At 38.0% G+C, this 16,718-nt stretch carries 19 protein-coding genes; 1 reads left to right on the top strand and 18 read right to left on the bottom strand.

Features of this window, described 5'->3' with window-relative positions; translation table 11 throughout:
• Positions 1–54: 54 nt before the first annotated feature.
• The 13 genes from DR017_RS08645 to DR017_RS08585 all read right to left on the bottom strand — a co-directional run bounded on the left by DR017_RS08645 (position 55) and on the right by DR017_RS08585 (position 10,803).
• Positions 55–759 (bottom strand): GNAT family N-acetyltransferase, encoded by a 705-nt coding sequence (locus DR017_RS08645; protein ID WP_002681978.1) that lies wholly within the window; start codon positions 757–759, stop codon positions 55–57.
• Positions 760–767: 8 nt separating this feature from the next.
• A complete protein-coding gene (locus tag DR017_RS08640; RefSeq protein WP_002681972.1) occupies positions 768–998 on the bottom strand; it encodes a bacteriocin immunity protein in 231 nt (76 codons plus the stop codon).
• A 24-nt stretch (positions 999–1,022) separates the two neighbouring features.
• Positions 1,023–1,844 (bottom strand): DNA alkylation repair protein, encoded by an 822-nt coding sequence (locus DR017_RS08635; RefSeq protein ID WP_002681929.1) that lies wholly within the window; start codon positions 1,842–1,844, stop codon positions 1,023–1,025.
• An 8-nt stretch (positions 1,845–1,852) separates the two neighbouring features.
• On the bottom strand, positions 1,853–2,305 hold the full coding sequence (locus DR017_RS08630; RefSeq protein ID WP_002681949.1) for a hypothetical protein: 453 nt from the start codon (positions 2,303–2,305) through the stop codon (positions 1,853–1,855).
• 17 nt (positions 2,306–2,322) lie between these two features.
• Positions 2,323–2,931 (bottom strand): ubiquitin family protein, encoded by a 609-nt coding sequence (locus tag DR017_RS08625; RefSeq protein WP_002681926.1) that lies wholly within the window; start codon positions 2,929–2,931, stop codon positions 2,323–2,325.
• Between the two features lie 222 nt (positions 2,932–3,153).
• Positions 3,154–3,792, bottom strand: coding sequence for a Type 1 glutamine amidotransferase-like domain-containing protein (locus DR017_RS08620; protein WP_095909141.1), 639 nt, complete (start codon positions 3,790–3,792; stop codon positions 3,154–3,156).
• A gap of 63 nt (positions 3,793–3,855) precedes the next feature.
• Entirely contained in the window at positions 3,856–4,494 is a 639-nt protein-coding gene (locus DR017_RS08615; protein WP_111944744.1) for a peptidase E, read from the bottom strand.
• A gap of 27 nt (positions 4,495–4,521) precedes the next feature.
• Positions 4,522–5,160: a peptidase E gene (locus DR017_RS08610; protein WP_095909112.1), complete on the bottom strand. Its 639-nt coding sequence runs from the start codon at positions 5,158–5,160 to the stop codon at positions 4,522–4,524.
• A 156-nt stretch (positions 5,161–5,316) separates the two neighbouring features.
• Positions 5,317–6,051, bottom strand: coding sequence for a hypothetical protein (locus tag DR017_RS08605; RefSeq protein ID WP_002682364.1), 735 nt, complete (start codon positions 6,049–6,051; stop codon positions 5,317–5,319).
• A gap of 15 nt (positions 6,052–6,066) precedes the next feature.
• Positions 6,067–6,720, bottom strand: coding sequence for a fructose-6-phosphate aldolase (gene fsa, locus DR017_RS08600; RefSeq protein WP_002682363.1), 654 nt, complete (start codon positions 6,718–6,720; stop codon positions 6,067–6,069).
• A gap of 122 nt (positions 6,721–6,842) precedes the next feature.
• Positions 6,843–7,646: an SDR family oxidoreductase gene (locus DR017_RS08595; protein ID WP_002682365.1), complete on the bottom strand. Its 804-nt coding sequence runs from the start codon at positions 7,644–7,646 to the stop codon at positions 6,843–6,845.
• Between the two features lie 61 nt (positions 7,647–7,707).
• Positions 7,708–9,255, bottom strand: coding sequence for a phosphoethanolamine transferase (locus tag DR017_RS08590; RefSeq protein ID WP_095909113.1), 1,548 nt, complete (start codon positions 9,253–9,255; stop codon positions 7,708–7,710).
• A gap of 3 nt (positions 9,256–9,258) precedes the next feature.
• On the bottom strand, positions 9,259–10,803 hold the full coding sequence (locus DR017_RS08585; protein ID WP_095909114.1) for a phosphoethanolamine transferase: 1,545 nt from the start codon (positions 10,801–10,803) through the stop codon (positions 9,259–9,261).
• Positions 10,804–10,928: 125 nt separating this feature from the next.
• Here DR017_RS08585 and DR017_RS08580 point away from each other — a divergent pair, with 125 nt between their 5' ends.
• The gene (locus DR017_RS08580; protein ID WP_040361420.1) at positions 10,929–12,296 is read left to right on the top strand and encodes an O-antigen ligase family protein; all 1,368 of its coding nucleotides are present in this window, start codon (positions 10,929–10,931) and stop codon (positions 12,294–12,296) included.
• Here DR017_RS08580 and DR017_RS08575 read toward each other — a convergent pair.
• The 5 genes from DR017_RS08575 to DR017_RS08555 are packed head-to-tail and all read right to left on the bottom strand — an operon-like array spanning position 12,285 to position 16,711.
• Positions 12,285–13,322 carry a glycosyltransferase gene (locus tag DR017_RS08575; RefSeq protein WP_040361422.1) on the bottom strand — a complete coding sequence of 346 codons (1,038 nt, stop codon included), beginning with the start codon at positions 13,320–13,322 and terminating at the stop codon, positions 12,285–12,287. The two genes, DR017_RS08580 and DR017_RS08575, sit on opposite strands and share 12 nt — an antisense overlap.
• Positions 13,312–14,244: a WaaS/CpsH family glycosyltransferase gene (locus tag DR017_RS08570; RefSeq protein ID WP_486598994.1), complete on the bottom strand. Its 933-nt coding sequence runs from the start codon at positions 14,242–14,244 to the stop codon at positions 13,312–13,314. Before DR017_RS08570 ends, DR017_RS08575 begins: the two co-directional genes overlap by 11 nt.
• Positions 14,245–14,261: 17 nt before the next feature.
• Positions 14,262–15,248 (bottom strand): WaaS/CpsH family glycosyltransferase, encoded by a 987-nt coding sequence (locus tag DR017_RS08565; protein ID WP_002680381.1) that lies wholly within the window; start codon positions 15,246–15,248, stop codon positions 14,262–14,264.
• Positions 15,229–16,032 carry a DUF5672 family protein gene (locus tag DR017_RS08560; protein ID WP_002680327.1) on the bottom strand — a complete coding sequence of 268 codons (804 nt, stop codon included), beginning with the start codon at positions 16,030–16,032 and terminating at the stop codon, positions 15,229–15,231. The genes DR017_RS08565 and DR017_RS08560 overlap by 20 nt, the downstream gene beginning before the upstream one ends.
• Before the next feature lie 49 nt (positions 16,033–16,081).
• Entirely contained in the window at positions 16,082–16,711 is a 630-nt protein-coding gene (locus DR017_RS08555) for a hypothetical protein (protein WP_002680277.1), read from the bottom strand.
• Between the last annotated feature and the right edge of the window lie 7 nt (positions 16,712–16,718).

Raw genomic sequence — 16,718 nt, 5'->3', positions numbered from 1 at the left:
ACCTCCGCTGGCGCGAGCTTACAGTTTTGCCCAATTCAAAATTCACCTGAAAAATTATATCTTAAACCCTTTCAAAGACTTCCTTTGTTTACCCTGCGAGTCGAAATTCTCAGGGGAGAGCCATTGCTCAAGAGCGCGTTTGTTAGCTTCCCATTCCTTATCTATCATAGCAAACCAAGCGGTGTCGCGCGAACGCCCTTTGTAAACCACTGCCTGCCTGAATGTACCCTCATATACAAAGCCCAAGCGCTCCGCAGCACGGCGCGAAGGTTCATTAAGGCTGTCACACTTCCATTCGTAACGCCTGTATTGAAGGACTTCAAACACATATTTTGCCAACAAAAACTGCGCTTCTGTAGCCATACACGTACGCTGTAAAGCTGGCGAATAGTTCACCCACCCCACTTCTATCACTCTGTTTTTAGGGTCTATACGCATTAGGGCAAGCGTACCCACTGCTTTTCGCGTTTGCTTATCTACAATCGTCAGAAAATAAGGGTCGGCAGTGGCTTCCTGCTTGGTGAGTAAAGCGTGCAACTCCTCTTTGTTCTTTGCAGGAGCTATAGATAAATACGTCCAATCGGGCATCACGGCATTGGCTTCCAAATAGAAATCACTCAAATTGTCTAAATGTTTGGCTACCGAAAGAGGTTCCAACTGGCAATAATTTCCCTCTAAAAGGGTTATATGAGGGAGTTCTCCTACTGAAAAATTAGGTAATGCCTCTCCTATGGGTTGATAAAACTCATTTGTGTTCATTGTTTGTTTTAGCTAATCGGTTGATACGCCAAGCATTTGTCTACCACTTCCTCGACGGTGGGGTCGTAGGAGGAAATATCCATAGTGCGGGCATTGTAGTTTTCCGGATAGAAGAATAACGAACTGCCCTCGGGGTGAGGTACATTGCGATCGAAGCGCTCCATTAGCTCCTCTTGGCGATCGTCATCGGTTTCTTCTATGATTTGGTATCCTAATTGTATGAGTTCTTCTCGGGTCATTTGGTAAAAAAATAAGTTTTTATACTATTTAGAGGCAATCGTTCTCAGTGCCTTTTTTACAATATACTTGGTTTCCTTGGTAGGACTTTCGCGCTCCCAACGCTCACAAAGGGCTGTTACGAAATCGGGACGGGTTTTGCTGGCATCATTCAGCCAGTTTCCTACGCTATCTTGTACATACTTTGCCTTATCGGACTTCAATTTGTCTAATATAGGTAAATACACCTCTGGCTTTTCTTTCAAGGCTTCTATATGAGCACACCAAACACCCCGCGGACGCAAGGCTTCTGTACTAAACCTGCGGATATTCTCATCTTCACTTTCTGCCCAATGGGAGAGAAAAGCAATTGAAAAGTCTAAATGCTCGCTCATTTCGGGGCGTAATGCCATCCAAATGATCTCACGAACACCAAAATGACTATCGGCTACCAAAGGTTTTAGTTTGTGTAGCTTATCTTCTAAAGGGATTTCGGTATGCAAAGCCACCAAATAACAAGCATAACAGCGCACCGAATCGGATAAATGCGTGCTGATTTGCTTAAACAAAGGCTCATAGAGGTCAGTATGTACATATTTTTCGTATAACAATGCACCTATGAGTTTAATCGTATTCATTGTAGAAGGTTTCTTTTGCTGATTGATTTGGCAAACCAACTCTTCAATGATATTTTTATCAATCCCCAAAGCAGGAAAAACAGATGCTACCAACTGTGAATGGTCTACAGCCAGCCACTCGGTAAGGTTTACCGTTTCTATACGCCCCGCATTTAATAGCGAAAGCACTTCGGAAGGTATATCTACTGCCTTTTGAGCCCCTTTTCTGTTCTTGATAATTTCTATATTCATACAATAAATTATTCCTCCTCATCTCTATCCACAGGCTCTTTAGTAAGAAGATTTTGGAAGTCGGAAAAGTTTGTAGCTATCTTCTCACAAAACATATCGTGATACCAAATCCAAAGCGAACCATCGTGCAGGTTGATAAACACAAATCCTTCATTCACAGAACCTATAGCAAAGGCTGATTGGAGTTCTTCGGGGGTTAAAGTGTCTTCATCACGGGTTTGCAACATCGAAAAATCAATATCATCACGAGTAAAGAAAGCGTAATTGCAGAAAGATTCGCTATAAGTGTGCGACAAGAGATACTCTTTGCTCCATACTTCAATCTCGGTACTGTGTTCGTATTCTGTATGAGGGAACATTGTGAGCCATTCGGGGAAGGACTCTCCCTTTTCAATACTGTTTACATACTCTTTTGGGAGCTCTCTCCCTAAATATGTTGTAGGTAATACTTCGTTGTTCATAGGTTTGTTATATTTAGTTATATATATTCTTCAAATTTTCCTGACCGCAAGGCTTGCGTTTGCTCTGCTACAAGGTTTTGCATCTGCTCTTGTAGGGCGGTGTCTTTACCATTATTGACAATAATTACCCTTGTAGCGCGAAGTATCAAGCTATTACGCATTGAAAACTCAAGTAGTAAATCATTCTCTTTTACAGCTTTTTTTAGTACTTGTTCGCGTTCTTTTATCGCTTCCAACGAAAGAATATTAGCAAAAAAGTTAGTAAAAAGATCTTGTGCCCCCTCAAAAGAGGAAGTATATTGAGTAACCTCTTTATAGCGTGCAAAAATAGCTTCTTTTTGCGCCTCTGTACACAGCGGATTGTTATAGAAAACGGATAAAATATCCCAAAAAGTATCCCATAGCGGAAACTCTTCATCTAATGGCAACTTGATAATCTCCTCATAATAATACATTATGGGTTCGTATTTCTCTTCTATATGGAAGCTTTTCAACAATGCTTCCAACAGAAAACTATCACTATGGCGCTTGATACGGAACTTCTGTATCTTTTTAAGCCGTAGCCACAATACTTTTTCTGCATCGGTGGTACAAAAAGGAGCTATTTCTGATAAATAAATGTTCATTTTCTTTTTATGATTATTCTGTCATTTCAAAAAACCACTTCAAAAAAGGGTCTGTAATAGGTTCATCGCACATACTATGAGGGGTTGCTACTTCTAATTCCTAATCATAATAGCCGTTATCTTCTATCCACTGATAGAGTTGGCGGAGTTCTTCGGGGATTTGCATTCCTGTGGGAAGTGCGTTTTCTAATTGTTGCAATAAGATGTTGGGCATAATCAAGACTATTTCTTGGTTCCTTGTTTAAGTTTTCCAAGTGTTTTTATTTCATCACCTAAAACGGTAATTACTTGATTGTTGGAAATAGGTCGCAAATCTATTCTCTGTGAATAGTCATTTACTACTTTTTGAGAAGCTTCCTCGTAAGGGAAATTCAGATAGTGAGGTAAAAAGTAAAAATCTACCAAATGTAATCCTGAATAATCAGTGAGTTCAGGAGCTTTTTTGGTCTCATCCATATCACTAACAAATTCAACAGTAGGAGAGGCAATGACAGAACCTGCTGAAGTACCTATGTACAACTTTCCATTATTAATTTGTTCAATAAGTAGTTTGTCGGCTCCTTTCTTTTTTAGTTCCTGCATTAGGTAGAAAGTATTTCCTCCAGAGATAAAAATATAATCATTTCTCTCTAATGTTGTCGCTATTTCTTCGGTAGTAGCGGTAGAAACTTCTAATTCTTCTATGATAAGACCTAATTTTTCAAAGGCTTTTCTATCGTCATCGACATAAAAACGCACTTTTTCTACCAAACTTGCTGTTGGAATAAATGCTAGTTTCTTTCCTTTTACGGGTTCACCTGCAAAATCTTCAAATAATTTTGCTACTGAACTGAATGATGAGGTTAAAAATAATTTTTTCATTTGTGATAATTTTTTCATTTGTGTTAATTTTTTCATTTGTGTTAATTTTTTCATTTGTGTTAATTATCCTAATTTTTTGGCGTCGTCTAAAACAAGTGTTTTTATTTCATTACCTAAAACGGTAATTACTTGATTGTTGGAAATAGGTCTTAGATCTATTTTCTGTGAGTATTCGTTTACTACTTTTTGAGAAGATTCCTTAAAAGGAAAGTTCAAATAATGAGGTAATAAATAAAAATCTACCAAATGCAACCCCGAATATTCTGTTAGTTCAGGGGCTTTTTTGGGTTCGTCCATATCGCTAACAAATTCAATATTAGGTGAAGCAATAACAGAACCTGCCGAAGTGCCTATGTACAACTTTCCGTTATTAATTTGTTCCATAAGTAGTTTGTCAGCTCCTTTCTTTTTTAGTTCCTGCATTAGGTAGAATGTATTCCCTCCAGAAATAAAAATATAATCATTCCGCTCTAATGCTTGGGCTACCTCTTCGGTAGTAGCGGTAGAAACTTCTAATTCTTCTATGATAAGACCTAATTTTTCAAAGGCTTTTCTATCGTCATCGACATAAAAACGCACTTTTTCTACCAAACTTGCTGTTGGAATAAATGCTAGTTTCTTTCCTTTTACGGGTTCACCTGTAAAATCTTCAAATAATTTTGCTACTGAACTAAATGATGAGGTTAAAAATAATTTTTTCATTTGTGTTAATTTTTTCATTTGTGTTAATTATCCTAATTTTTTGGCGTCGTCTAAAACAAGTGTTTTTATTTCATTACCTAAAACGGTAATTACTTGATTGTTGGAAATAGGTCTTAGATCTATTTTCTGTGAGTATTCGTTTACTACTTTTTGAGAAGATTCCTTAAAAGGAAAGTTCAAATAATGAGGTAATAAATAAAAATCTACCAAATGCAACCCCGAATATTCTGTTAGTTCAGGGGCTTTTTTGGGTTCGTCCATATCGCTAACAAATTCAATATTAGGTGAAGCAATAACAGAACCTGCCGAAGTGCCTATGTACAACTTTCCGTTATTAATTTGTTCCATAAGTAGTTTGTCAGCTCCTTTCTTTTTTAGTTCCTGCATTAGGTAGAATGTATTCCCTCCAGAAATAAAAATATAATCATTCCGCTCTAATGCTTGGGCTACCTCTTCGGTAGTAGCGGTAGAAACTTCTAATTCTTCTATGATAAGACCTAATTTTTCAAAGGCTTTTCTATCGTCATCGACATAAAAACGCACTTTTTCTACCAAACTTGCTGTTGGAATAAATGCTAGTTTCTTTCCTTTTACGGGTTCACCTGCAAAATCTTCAAATAATTTTGCTACTGAACTGAACGATGAGGTTAAAAATAATCTTTTCATATTTGTAATAATAATTGCTGTTATTGGATAATTCAGACGGGGCTGACCTGTCGGACGAGTCGGACAAGGGAGACACGAGCTGTTTGATTGATAGGGCAAATTGCCTCACATACTCTGCTTCGCAAACTTTGCCCCTACGCATACCACAAAACGATGTTACGAATAATCAAAAGTGAATAGCACCATACGGCTTACGGGCTCGTACATCATAATGATATTGTCGCCAGCTCCTACCCAATAGAAAGCTCTTGCCTCGGCTACGAGATAAAAAGGATTTCCTTGGTAAGAAATGTCAAACACTACCTCATCATCCTTTCCGTCTTCTATTTTCATCTTAAAAGCCTTTGGATATTCCTCCTCTTCAATGGTGGAACACCAATTGCCATACTCAAGTTCTCCTCCTAAAATCTCCAAAAATGATCTCTTATTCAGTTCGCCCTTATATTCAGGGTAACGCACATTCACCAAAGTACCATATTTAGCTACATTAGCTTTGCTTTTCTCATAGTTATCGGCCATTTCTTGTATGGCTTCCTCTTCTTCGGAATTAAAATCCCAATGGTGAATAGCGGTTCGCTCAAAATATCCTTCCTTCCCGAGGAACTCGAACTTATTATCGTCGGTTAGGCGGAAAGCCAGCCAGTTAGGTGCGGTATATTCGTTGTGATATTCGGTGGTATTATCGCCTATATAACCCTCGTAAGGCTCAAAAGGACACAGCATATACACCTTTTGTCCTGCCCAATCGGGGTTGATTTCGGCTAAATCGATACTCATCAGGGGCAGAAAATGATTTTTGAGCCATTGTTGTTCTTTTACAAAAATGTCTTCTGCTTTAGGGAACGCCTGCAAATGGTCGTTCAGTTCTTGGATTTCTTCTCTTGATTGCATAATGTTTTAATATTGTTATCCCAATTTCTTGGCATCGGCTAAAAATTGTGCTAAGCCGCTATCGGTAAGGGGATGTTTGAGAAGTCCGGTGATAGCCGAAAGAGGTGCGGTAATCACATCGGCACCTATTTTAGCACACTCGAGGATGTGCATAGTATGGCGCACAGAGGCTGCAAGAATTTGTGTCTCAAAGTTATAGTTGTCGTAGATGAGGCGTATCTCTTCGATAAGAGAAAGTCCGTCGGCAGAGATGTCATCGAGTCTGCCGATGAAAGGCGATACATAAGTAGCGCCTGCTTTGGCTGCCAAAAGCGCCTGACCTGCCGAGAATACGAGGGTACAATTGGTACGGATACCCTTATCGGTGAAGTATTTAATAGCTTTGATACCGTCTTTAATCATCGGTACTTTTACTACGATTTGAGGGTGAAGGGCAGCAAGTTCTTCGCCTTCGCGCACAATGCCCTCAAAATCGGTGGCAATCACTTCGGCAGAGACATCGCCTTCTACAATCGTACAGATATCAGTGTAATGTTTGAGGATCGCGGCTTTGCCGGTGATGCCTTCTTTAGCCATTAGAGACGGATTAGTGGTTACCCCGTCTAACACGCCCAAGTCTTGGGCTTCTTGAATTTGCGATAGATTCGCTGTGTCAATAAAAAATTTCATAAGACAATTAATAATTAACGATTAATAATTAATAAGTAACAAGTGACAAATAACAATTGATGTTCTTAGAGTTTGGTAAAGTGGGTGTTACAAATTGGCAAATTTGCAAATTGCCTAATTTGCTAATTTAATGAGTAGTGTTTCATCAGCATTTTCTCGTAGGATTTGCTCGGTAAGAGTCGTTTGAGGACAATAGAGAATTTCTGTAAGAAACTACCTTGTTTGTAATGCACTTTGGGGTGTTTGGTATTGATGACTTTCAGTATCTTCTCTGCCATTTCTTTGGGGTCGCCACCGCTATCAACGTGCTCATTCATCAGCTGAAGTTGTTTGGCATAGACTTCGGCATACGGAGAGTTTTCGTTTACGGGGGCGTGGTAACGGCGAGAGGCAATGTCGGTAGCATAATCGCCTGGTGAAATGGTGGTTACCTCGATACCGAACTGCTTTACTTCCATACGCAAGGCTTCACTCATCAAAAGAAGTGCGCCTTTGCTGGCGGAATAAGCCCCGCGGAAGGGCAAGCCCATATAACCTGCAATAGAGGCAATATTGATGATGCGTCCGCTACCTTGCGCGCGCATCGCAGGGAGTACTTGTTGTATCACTGCTATAGCACCGTAGAGATTGGTAGCAAAAACATTGTGTAGTTGCTCGGCGGGGAGTTCTTCTACTGCTCCAGTGATGCCCACGCCTGCATTGTTGATGAGTATATCGATACGACCTACCTCGGTGAGGATTTGCTGTACAGCTTCTTTGATAGAAGTTTCGTTGCGCACATCCATAGGCAAAAGGCGGAAAGGCAGGTTTTTGCCTTCTACATTGCGCGCTGTGCCATAGACCAAAAAGCCTTTGGAAGCGAGGAGCAGGGCAGTTTCTTTGCCTATACCGGAAGTAGCGCCGGTAATGAGAACGGTTTTGTTCATTGGGTGAGGGTTAAGTAATATGACGACAAAGATAGTGGTAAATTAGTAAATTAGCAAATTGTTAATTGCGAATTACTTCGTCTTCTTCTAAACTTTCAAAAGGTACATTTTCATATTGGTTGAACACTTTTAGAGTGTCGGGAGTCGTAGAAAGGAAATCATATCCACCAAGAGAGGGTTCCTCTATCCCTAACCAATGGGCATAGCCTTTGAGAAAATGAAACGCCGATTTGTTTACCTTTATTACCTTATGTTCGCTGTCATCGCTGTTGAGCAAAGCAAACGGGATGCGGTAGACAGCCTTGTTAGGGTGCGTATCACCGTGAGTGAGAGTGGCAAAAAATGAAGAAGAGCGGTCTTTAGTCATTAGTCCGTGATCAGCGAAGTAGAGCATAGAGAAGGGGAGGTGTTGAGCCTCTAAGAGCTTGTAAACACTTTGTAAGAAAGCATCGGTCTGCTCAATGGTTTGCAGGTAGGCTGAGAAGTTGCGGTTGTAGTAATCGTAGTGGATAGCGTGTTCCAAGCGCTCGGGGAAATAGGTGTGTGAGCCCATAATATGCACTACAAATAGGCGTGGCTGTGTGCTTTTTTCGGCTAAAAAGCGCTGTAACACAGGCAGCAAAGCAGTGTCATAGATATTCATAGATGAATAGTCGCCTTTTTTGGTGAAAACCTTGTGGTCGCACAAAGAGGCTATTTTGGCAATAGGCGTATCCCACTCGCCTACTGACCCTTGATTGGAAATCCAATAGGTGCCAAAACCAGCAGCTTTTGCCAAAGAGATAAGATTATCGGCATAAGCAAACTCGCCGTCCTTTTGCTTTAAGAACATTCGCAAGAGCGCTGTGGTGGTATTAGGGGCGGTAGCTGTATAACCATCTATGAGGGTGCCTTTGGCGGACTTCAAGAAAGACGAATTTTCTACAGGGAATCCATAAGCCGACATATAGTCCTTGCGCACACTCTCGCCTATTACCAGTACATAGTTAGCATATTTGGGGTTAGTGCTCACTACCTGCCACGAGGGAGTACCCTCGATACTCTGGTTGAGATCAGCGCGCAACTGCTTGTAGTATTGCACGTTGTGGTATATAGAAGCATAGAAAGCTATAGGGGCTGTACGCGTGTTTTGCCATTGGAAACTGCCTTCTTCTTTTATTTTTGCCCAAGGGCGGTAGAGGGTAAGAAGCACACCTACTACAGCCATTCCCAAAGTAATGAGCTTTTGATTACGGCTACAACGATAGGTTTTCTTTTTGCCTAAATAAAGAATATACCCGCCAAATACTAAAGTAAACACCGATACCCCATAAGCATAGAAAGGCAATTGTTGCATAAACTCTTTAGACTCTTGAAAATCGGTTTCAAAGAAAGCGCCAATCATTGTGGCAGGAGGGTGCCCAAACCATATAATTTGAGGCAAGAAGAGTACGCAGGTGATGAGTACAAAGCCAAAAACTACCGCAAATAGCCAATAGTTCAGTCGTCTAAGAGCTAAAAACAGCAAGAAAGTAGCCAACATACCATAGACTGCCAAGTTCATATCCAAGGCAAAAGGGATGGCTACCGAAAAAAGGAGTAGGAGGATTTCAAAAAGGTGTTTTTTCATTGTTTATTTAATTATCTCATCTTCTTCTAAACTGTTATATAGTACATTCTCATATTGGTTGAATACTTTTAACGTATCGGGAGTTGTTGAGAGAAAATCATAGCCTTTGAGGGTTGGTTCCTCTATCCCTAACCAATGTGCATAACCTTTGAGAAAGTAGAAAGCAGATTTGTCAATCTTCATCATTTTATGTTCACTGTCATCACTATTAATCAAAGCAAAAGGTACACGGTAAGCACCTTTATTAGGTTTTGTATCGGCGTGGTTGAGAGTTGCAAAAGTTGGGGAAGAACGATCTTGACTTGTAAGTCCGTGATCGGAAAAATAGAGCAGCGAAAAAGGTTCACCTTGAGCTTTTAACAACTGATACACTTGTTTTAAGAAAGCATCTGTTTGTTCAAGAGTTTGCAAATAGGCTGACAAGTTGCGGTTGTAGTAATCGTAGTGAATAGCGTGTTCTAAGCGTTCTGGGAAATAAGGATGTGATCCCATAATATGCAATACAAACAATCGGGGATTATTGCTTTTTTCTTTTAGATGTCGCTCCAATACAGGTAACAGGGCTGTATCATAGAAATTCATAGAACCTGAATCCCCTTTTTTAGTAAACACTTTGTGATCGGATAGGTAGCCTATTTTTGCTATTGGCATATTCCAATTACCTATAGAACCTTGGTTAGAAAACCAATAAGTAGTAAATCCTGCCTGTTTAGCCAATGAAATAAGATTGTTTTCATAAACAAAATCATCACCTTTCATTTGCAAAAACATTCGTAAAAGGGCTGTAGTAGTGTTAGGAGCAGTAGCTGTATAGCCGTCAATCACCGTGCCTTTAACTTTTTTTAAAAAAGAAGAATTTTCTAAAGGAAAGCCGTAAAGAGACATATAGTCGCGTCGTGCACTCTCACCTATCACCATCACATAATTAATATATTTAGGATTTATGCTTGTTATTTGCCAAGAGGGAGTGCCCTCAATACCTCTATTGAGTTCTTCACGCATTTGGTGGTATAGTTGTACATTATTGTAAATAGAAACATAAAAAGCTATAGGGGCTGTACGTGTAAGCTCCCATTGGAATCCTCCATATTCTTTACTTCTGGCAATAGGGCGATATACCGTAAGTGCTACTCCCACTACTGTTATTGCCAAAGTTAATAAATATTCTTTGCGAGAACGAGTATAAGTTTTCTTTTTGCCTATATAAAGAATATACCCGCCAAATACTAAAGTAAGCACCGATATCCCATAACTATAAAAAGGCAATTGCTGCATAAACTCTTTAGACTCTTGAAAATCGGTTTCAAAGAAAGCACCAATCATTGTGGCAGGAGGGTGCCCAAACCATATAATTTGAGGCAAGAAGAGTACGCAGGTGATGAGTACAAAGCCAAAAACTACCGCAAATAGCCAATAGTTCAGTCGTCTAAGAGCTAAAAACAGCAAGAAAGTGGCTAACATACCATAGACTGCCAAGTTCATATCCAAGGCAAAAGGGATGGCTACCGAAAAAAGGAGTAGGAGGATTTCAAAAAGGTGTTTTTTCATCAAAAATTAGCATTTAGCTATTAACATAACGAAGGCAAAGGTAATAATAATTTATTATTTGTCATCGGCAATTTGTGATTATTTTGTATATTTGCGCATTCTTAATGAGGAATATTCATAAACAAATGATAAACAAGCTATTTAAAAATTGGTTCATTTTGCTCTCTGTAGTAACCATCGTTTGGGTATTAGTGCTATCCTATACTTATCCTGAACTATGGATGCGTGAAAGTTTTAGGGAGAATTTCTTCAAAATAGGTTTTTATCTTTGTGGGCTGATCGCTGCTTTATGGATGTTTCAACATCACAAACTTCTTTTTGAAAAAGGTAACTATTTGCGTTCTTTAGCAATATGTAGTGCTGCAGCTGCTGTTTTTCTATGGACATACAAGCACAAGGTTACTTTTCGTATGGATTTACTTTTGCTCTTCTGCAGTGGACTTTATTCCTTAGTGTATCGCAAATGGATAAAACCTGATGCTGTGATGATTACTTTCTTTGCACTGATGGTACTCAAGTACTTAGGGATATTGTGGAGTGTGGATAAAACTTTTGCTTGGCAAGAAGTAGATGCCGATGGAATGTACTTATTACTTTTGGCTCCTATAGTTTGTATAGGTTTCCGACCTAAAGCACAAGAGACGATGAGCTTTATTACCCTTTCTTTTAGGATGTTTTTGCTTTTGCTCACACTAAATATAGCTACTTATATTATTGTGCATAGGATAGTAGGGGTTCCCTTTTTTAGTTTTTTTACTTTTAATAAAGGGTATATGGAATTTACTGAGCATATATTGGCTTGGACATTCTTTAAACACCCCAGTTTTATAGCTTGGGTAATGTTTACAATCTGGGGACTTGGAGTTTGGGTGTGGAGAAAATCATCTAAGTATTTATCGCTGGCAGAAGTAGTTTGGTATGGAGTATTATTATTTTGTTTTGCCTTTATAATGCAAGCCAGAATAGTGATAGTAGGCTTCCCCTTAGCCGTTTTGTTGATGGGATGGTTTTATATATCTAAAAGATGGGTCATCAGCAGGCGTGCTATAACTGAAATAGCAATGGTAGTCGTAGGTATTTTGGGAATTTACCTATTGGTTACACATTCTACTTATTTTGCCGATCCTATACGAGAAAAAATGCTTGCTAAAGCCTTTGATAGCATAGTAGCAAATCCTATTGTGGGAAAAGGGACTATCTACGAAAAAATAGTAGCTAGAGAGGCAATAGGGCAAATACATATTCACAACGATTTTTTAGCAACTCTTATTGATTTAGGAATGATAGGGCTTATAGTGCTCTTGTTATGGGTATTTTTTGTTTACCGAAAAGCAATTTTGAGCAAAGATGATAGTATTGCTTATTGTCTTATGACATTTCTACTACTAATGAACACTGATGTAATGCTGAATTACTTGCCTGGTATTTATATTACTCTTCCTTTTTTGATAATGGTTTTTTTTAAAGAAAAGCCAAGGGAATTAACGATTTAAGATGTCGTTCCAAATTTTGATGGTATCTTCCTCTTCTTTTGCCATAGCATAGTGAGAGAAAATGTATTCTGAAGCTTTTTTACCTTTTTCTAAAATAGTTTCAGGTGATTTTTCATAAGTAGAAAGCAATTCTTCCACTTTTTTAACATAGGCTATGATATCACCACCTTCAACAAGTGAAGAAAATTCAGGTTTGAAGTATTCTTTGCCTCCTTGCCCGTGATATCCTACTACATAACAACCGCAAGCCATTGCCTCTACAGGAGGCAAGCCGAAACCTTCGCGGTGATTGAAACTCAAGAAGAAAGTACTCTGTTTCATTATCTCGGCTACTTCTTGTTCTGTTTTGTTGTCGATAGGTACTAATTTCCAGTCTTTTAGTTTGCCTCGCAGTTTGAGGATGAGGATTACTTGGCGAACATCATCAGTTAATTTTCGAGGCATAAAGCATATTTGTTTTTGCTTTTTATCAGTATACGAAAATACAGAAGTATCGATACCTAAAGTCATTTTATAAGTCTTTAGATTAGGGAAAGTATAGTTCATATAAGCCAAAGCATCATCGGAAGCAACGATGGTTGCTAAAACATTAGGCTGGTGATAGGGTGTTTTTTGATAGTCTTTTTCAAAAGAATAGAGATTGAAAGTGTAGTAGCAATTTTGGTTGAAGATTACTTTCTTGATATGGGGTGCTATTTGGTCTATTTTATCGCCATAAATCTCAGGGATTACTAATATACTATCCTCATCTAAGGTGACACTTTTCTTTTTCAACGACCAAAGGGTGAGCTGCTTTCTAGGGGTCATTTTTCGGTTTTCGACAATATATTTGAGAGTTCTGAGCAAATAGGGGCTGTAAGCAATGGGAGCATTAGATTCAAACCATTTTTGCTTACTCTTACCTTGTAGCAATACAAAGGCATCAAAACCGTTCTTATTGAGGGTTTCTACTTGGTGAAATATCTGTTTTACTCCACCACTCATAAAATTGTTGTTTGGGCAAAGAAAGTATATTTTAGTTCCCATAGAGAATGCTTTTAATCCAATTTTTAATATGGTATTTTTCCCTTATAGCAGGGTTAGCTTCTTGATAGTTTGATGTTATAAAATCCGTAGGGATATGGATGTTATATACATCGTCTATAATAAAAATATTGTTAGGATTATAGAAATCGTAATTAGCAATATCTTTATTAGTTGTAATAAGTTTTTTTCTTAAGCCCATTGCTTCGTAAGGGCGAAAAGAGAGTCCTTTTTGGTGAGGGTGAGCTATATCTAAAATGATGTTACCCTTTAAATAGAACTGATAAGACTTAGAAAAAGGAATGATTTTCTCAATAACTTCTACATTTTTGATAGATATTTTCTTAGGTGTATGCACAAATATTTGTCCTTTGGCAGAGATGCCATTTTCTTCAAAATATTTAAAGATGAGTTCAGTTTCTTTGATTCTATCGTCGAAAGTAGCTAAGTAGCAAACATCGTATAGGCTATTGTGGCTATCGCTTTCGGCAAAAAAGAAATTGGTGATGCTTTTCAAGTGGTATTTCTTGCAGTCATCGGGTTCAAAACTGTAAATCACATCAAATTTGTCTAAATACTTTTTCTGCATAGGGATTTTTTCAATGCTATCCCAAAAAATAGCTATAGAGAATTTGGTGTTTTTCAAAACAGTATCTAATTGCTCATCACTAAGCGTATAAGGTGCATTTATAAGGAGTACATCATACCCTTGGTGTCGGTTCAGTACTTCTCTAATATATGCCTCTTTTTTTTCTTTTTTAAGATTTCTGCCTGAGAAAGTTTTAAGGAAAAAGTTGTGAATTTTTTCTCTGTGATTTTTGTATTTATATTTAAAGTTTGAAACTAAGTGTTCTACCTCATAACCGCTATACTCTTTTAATCCTTGGAGAACAACCTCATTAAAGCCGTAGTAATCGGGGGCTATGAATAAGAGTTTTTTTTTCATTGTGTTAATAGTTGTTTTATCCAATTAGTAAAGCTATATTTTTCTTTTATTTCTTCAGCTAAAGGCTCATAGGGAGTTGTTGCAAATTCTTCAAACCTTTTAAAGTTTTCATTTTCGATTATGAAAATATTATTAGGGTTGTAAAACTCGAAGCCTTTTACCAAAACATTGTCAGTAATGAGTTTTTTTTCGTAGCCTATACTTTCAAAAGTTCTAAATGAAAGTCCGTTGTGTATAGGGTTATGGAAATCTAAAAGGAACTCGGACTGTTGTATTTTTTGAGCACTTTCTTTGAAACTAAATCCTTTTGCAATTATTTTAAACTTTGCATTGTTTGCTTTTTTGTGACGGGCAAACAAATAGATATTAGGTGTTAAATGATTCTTTTCTAAAACTTCAATAATTTTATTGATTAAAGGGATGCGATTTTTGATGTAGGAGCCTACGAAAAACACAGATTTTGGAGTTACATCGGGATTGGAGATGATGATATCATCGAAATAAAAATTCGTAGTGTGTTGTAGCTTAGGGCTAAGGTTTAAATCGTTTTTATCGAACACATAAAAATTATCGAAGTAACTGATATAGCGTTCGGCTAAAGGGAATCTACTCATTCCATCCCATTGGTAAGCAATGGTTTTAGAGGCTAATTGTTTGGCTTTTTCAATCACTTCAAAGTCAAACAAATCGGGGCGGACAAAAAGGGCATAATCAGCTTTTTCGATGGAGGATAACTGTTTGAGAATTTTTCCTTTAGCGAGTTTGTTTTTCATCAAAGGTTTATGAGTTCTATCGCCTGTAGTAAGTTTTTTATATCCGTGAATGATTTTGTCAAAGAGGGATAAAGACTTATTGTTAAAGTTTTCTAATAAAAAAACTTCAAACCCTAAAAACTCTAAATTCTCTTTAAAACGCTGAGGTAACCCAAAATGATTAGGTATACCTACGATAATTGATTTTCCTTCAAACTCTTTCTGTTTCATTTTTTATAAAAGGCTCCCAAAAAGTTCTATTTTCTTTGTTCCATCTATGGCAACCCATAGGTAAGACTTGATTATTGAAAGCAAGTGCTTTCTCTACTTTATTTTCGACTGCAAAAAGGCAGGCTTCTTTGTAATCGGGTTTCTTAAAAGTGATGTTGTTTCGCTTAGGTTCTATACTAAAAAATACATCTTCGGCATAGAAGTTACTTTTGTTTATAGGCTTGAGGTAGATAGCAACTTGTTGTGATAGCGCTTTTAGCACCTCTATAAATTTCTCACGTTTGCGCAACGAGAAGCCTCCATTACCCACCTGATTGTACAGCAAACTCTTGTTTTTTTGAGTTTTGCCGCTGCTGTGATAGTTTATAAAGCTCTTTACACAGCAAATAGAATAGTCCCATATTTTTTTAATGAGAGGAAGTTTTTCCTTGCTGCGAATCCAAGGAGCTCCTATATAGTCGTAATCCTTTTCACACCAATAATTGAGGTCGTCTTTGAAAATAAAGGCATCAGTTTGGTAGATAAGAATGTATTTTTTAGAAAAAGCCTCGTAGAATTCTACGTTTAACATCAATTGATTGTAACCGTAAATACTTTCAAAATAAGTGTCGTTGAAAGCCTTGAAAGTAGCTTCACCAAACTTTTTGTAATTAGTTATATCCAGACTTTTAGGGTGCACAAAGGTAATGTCATATCCTTTGAGCAACTTAAACGCTTGATTGATAGCTGTAGCATCATCAAGAGTAGGGTCTTTTTTATATATGGGTATAACTATATCAACCATTTTCTTTATGTTTTATAAAGTAAAATTACTGTTTTTTGAGATTCTATCTTCACTCTTGCATTCCGAATAATAAATTCTTAAACAGCATTATGAGTGAAAGTTGCGGGAGGGCGCCTATGAGCCAGCTGATGGCGAGTTTCCAGAGGGGTTGCCCTGAGAGATAGGCTTGTGCTGAAAGGATGGCTCCACTGAGAAAGATGAATAGTGCGACAATATAGGTCATATCTATCTCAAAGATAACTCCTAGCAATATGCTGAAAACGGTGAGGGCTCCTAATCCCATTACAAACATATTGCCTACAAATTTTAAATAGTGCATCAACAAGATGATAAAGGTGCTGATGAGCAAATTCATTATGTAGAAATACAAAATGGGATAATGATCCATAGGGGTTACCTTGAAGGCGGTGAGTAATAACATTGCTATATAGCCGCAACGCAACCACTTCTGTTTTTCAAGGGGCACCTCGAAAGGGTCGTTGAGCCAATTCAGCACAAAGAGCATCAGGTATACAAGGGTGGGTAATGCTACAGTGATGAGCAGTAGCAATAACCAAGTGTATTTTACGATTTCTATACTAGGTGAAAAGGGTATCTGAAACAATACCAACATTGCTCCATAGATAGGAAACCATATAGGGTGAGCAAAAAATGTGATGATATAGCTGAAATAGCGCATTGTTATC

This window comes from Capnocytophaga sputigena (assembly GCF_900446695.1).
Classification (GTDB): domain Bacteria; phylum Bacteroidota; class Bacteroidia; order Flavobacteriales; family Flavobacteriaceae; genus Capnocytophaga; species Capnocytophaga sputigena.
This window is presented reverse-complemented; position numbering and strand designations above follow the sequence as displayed.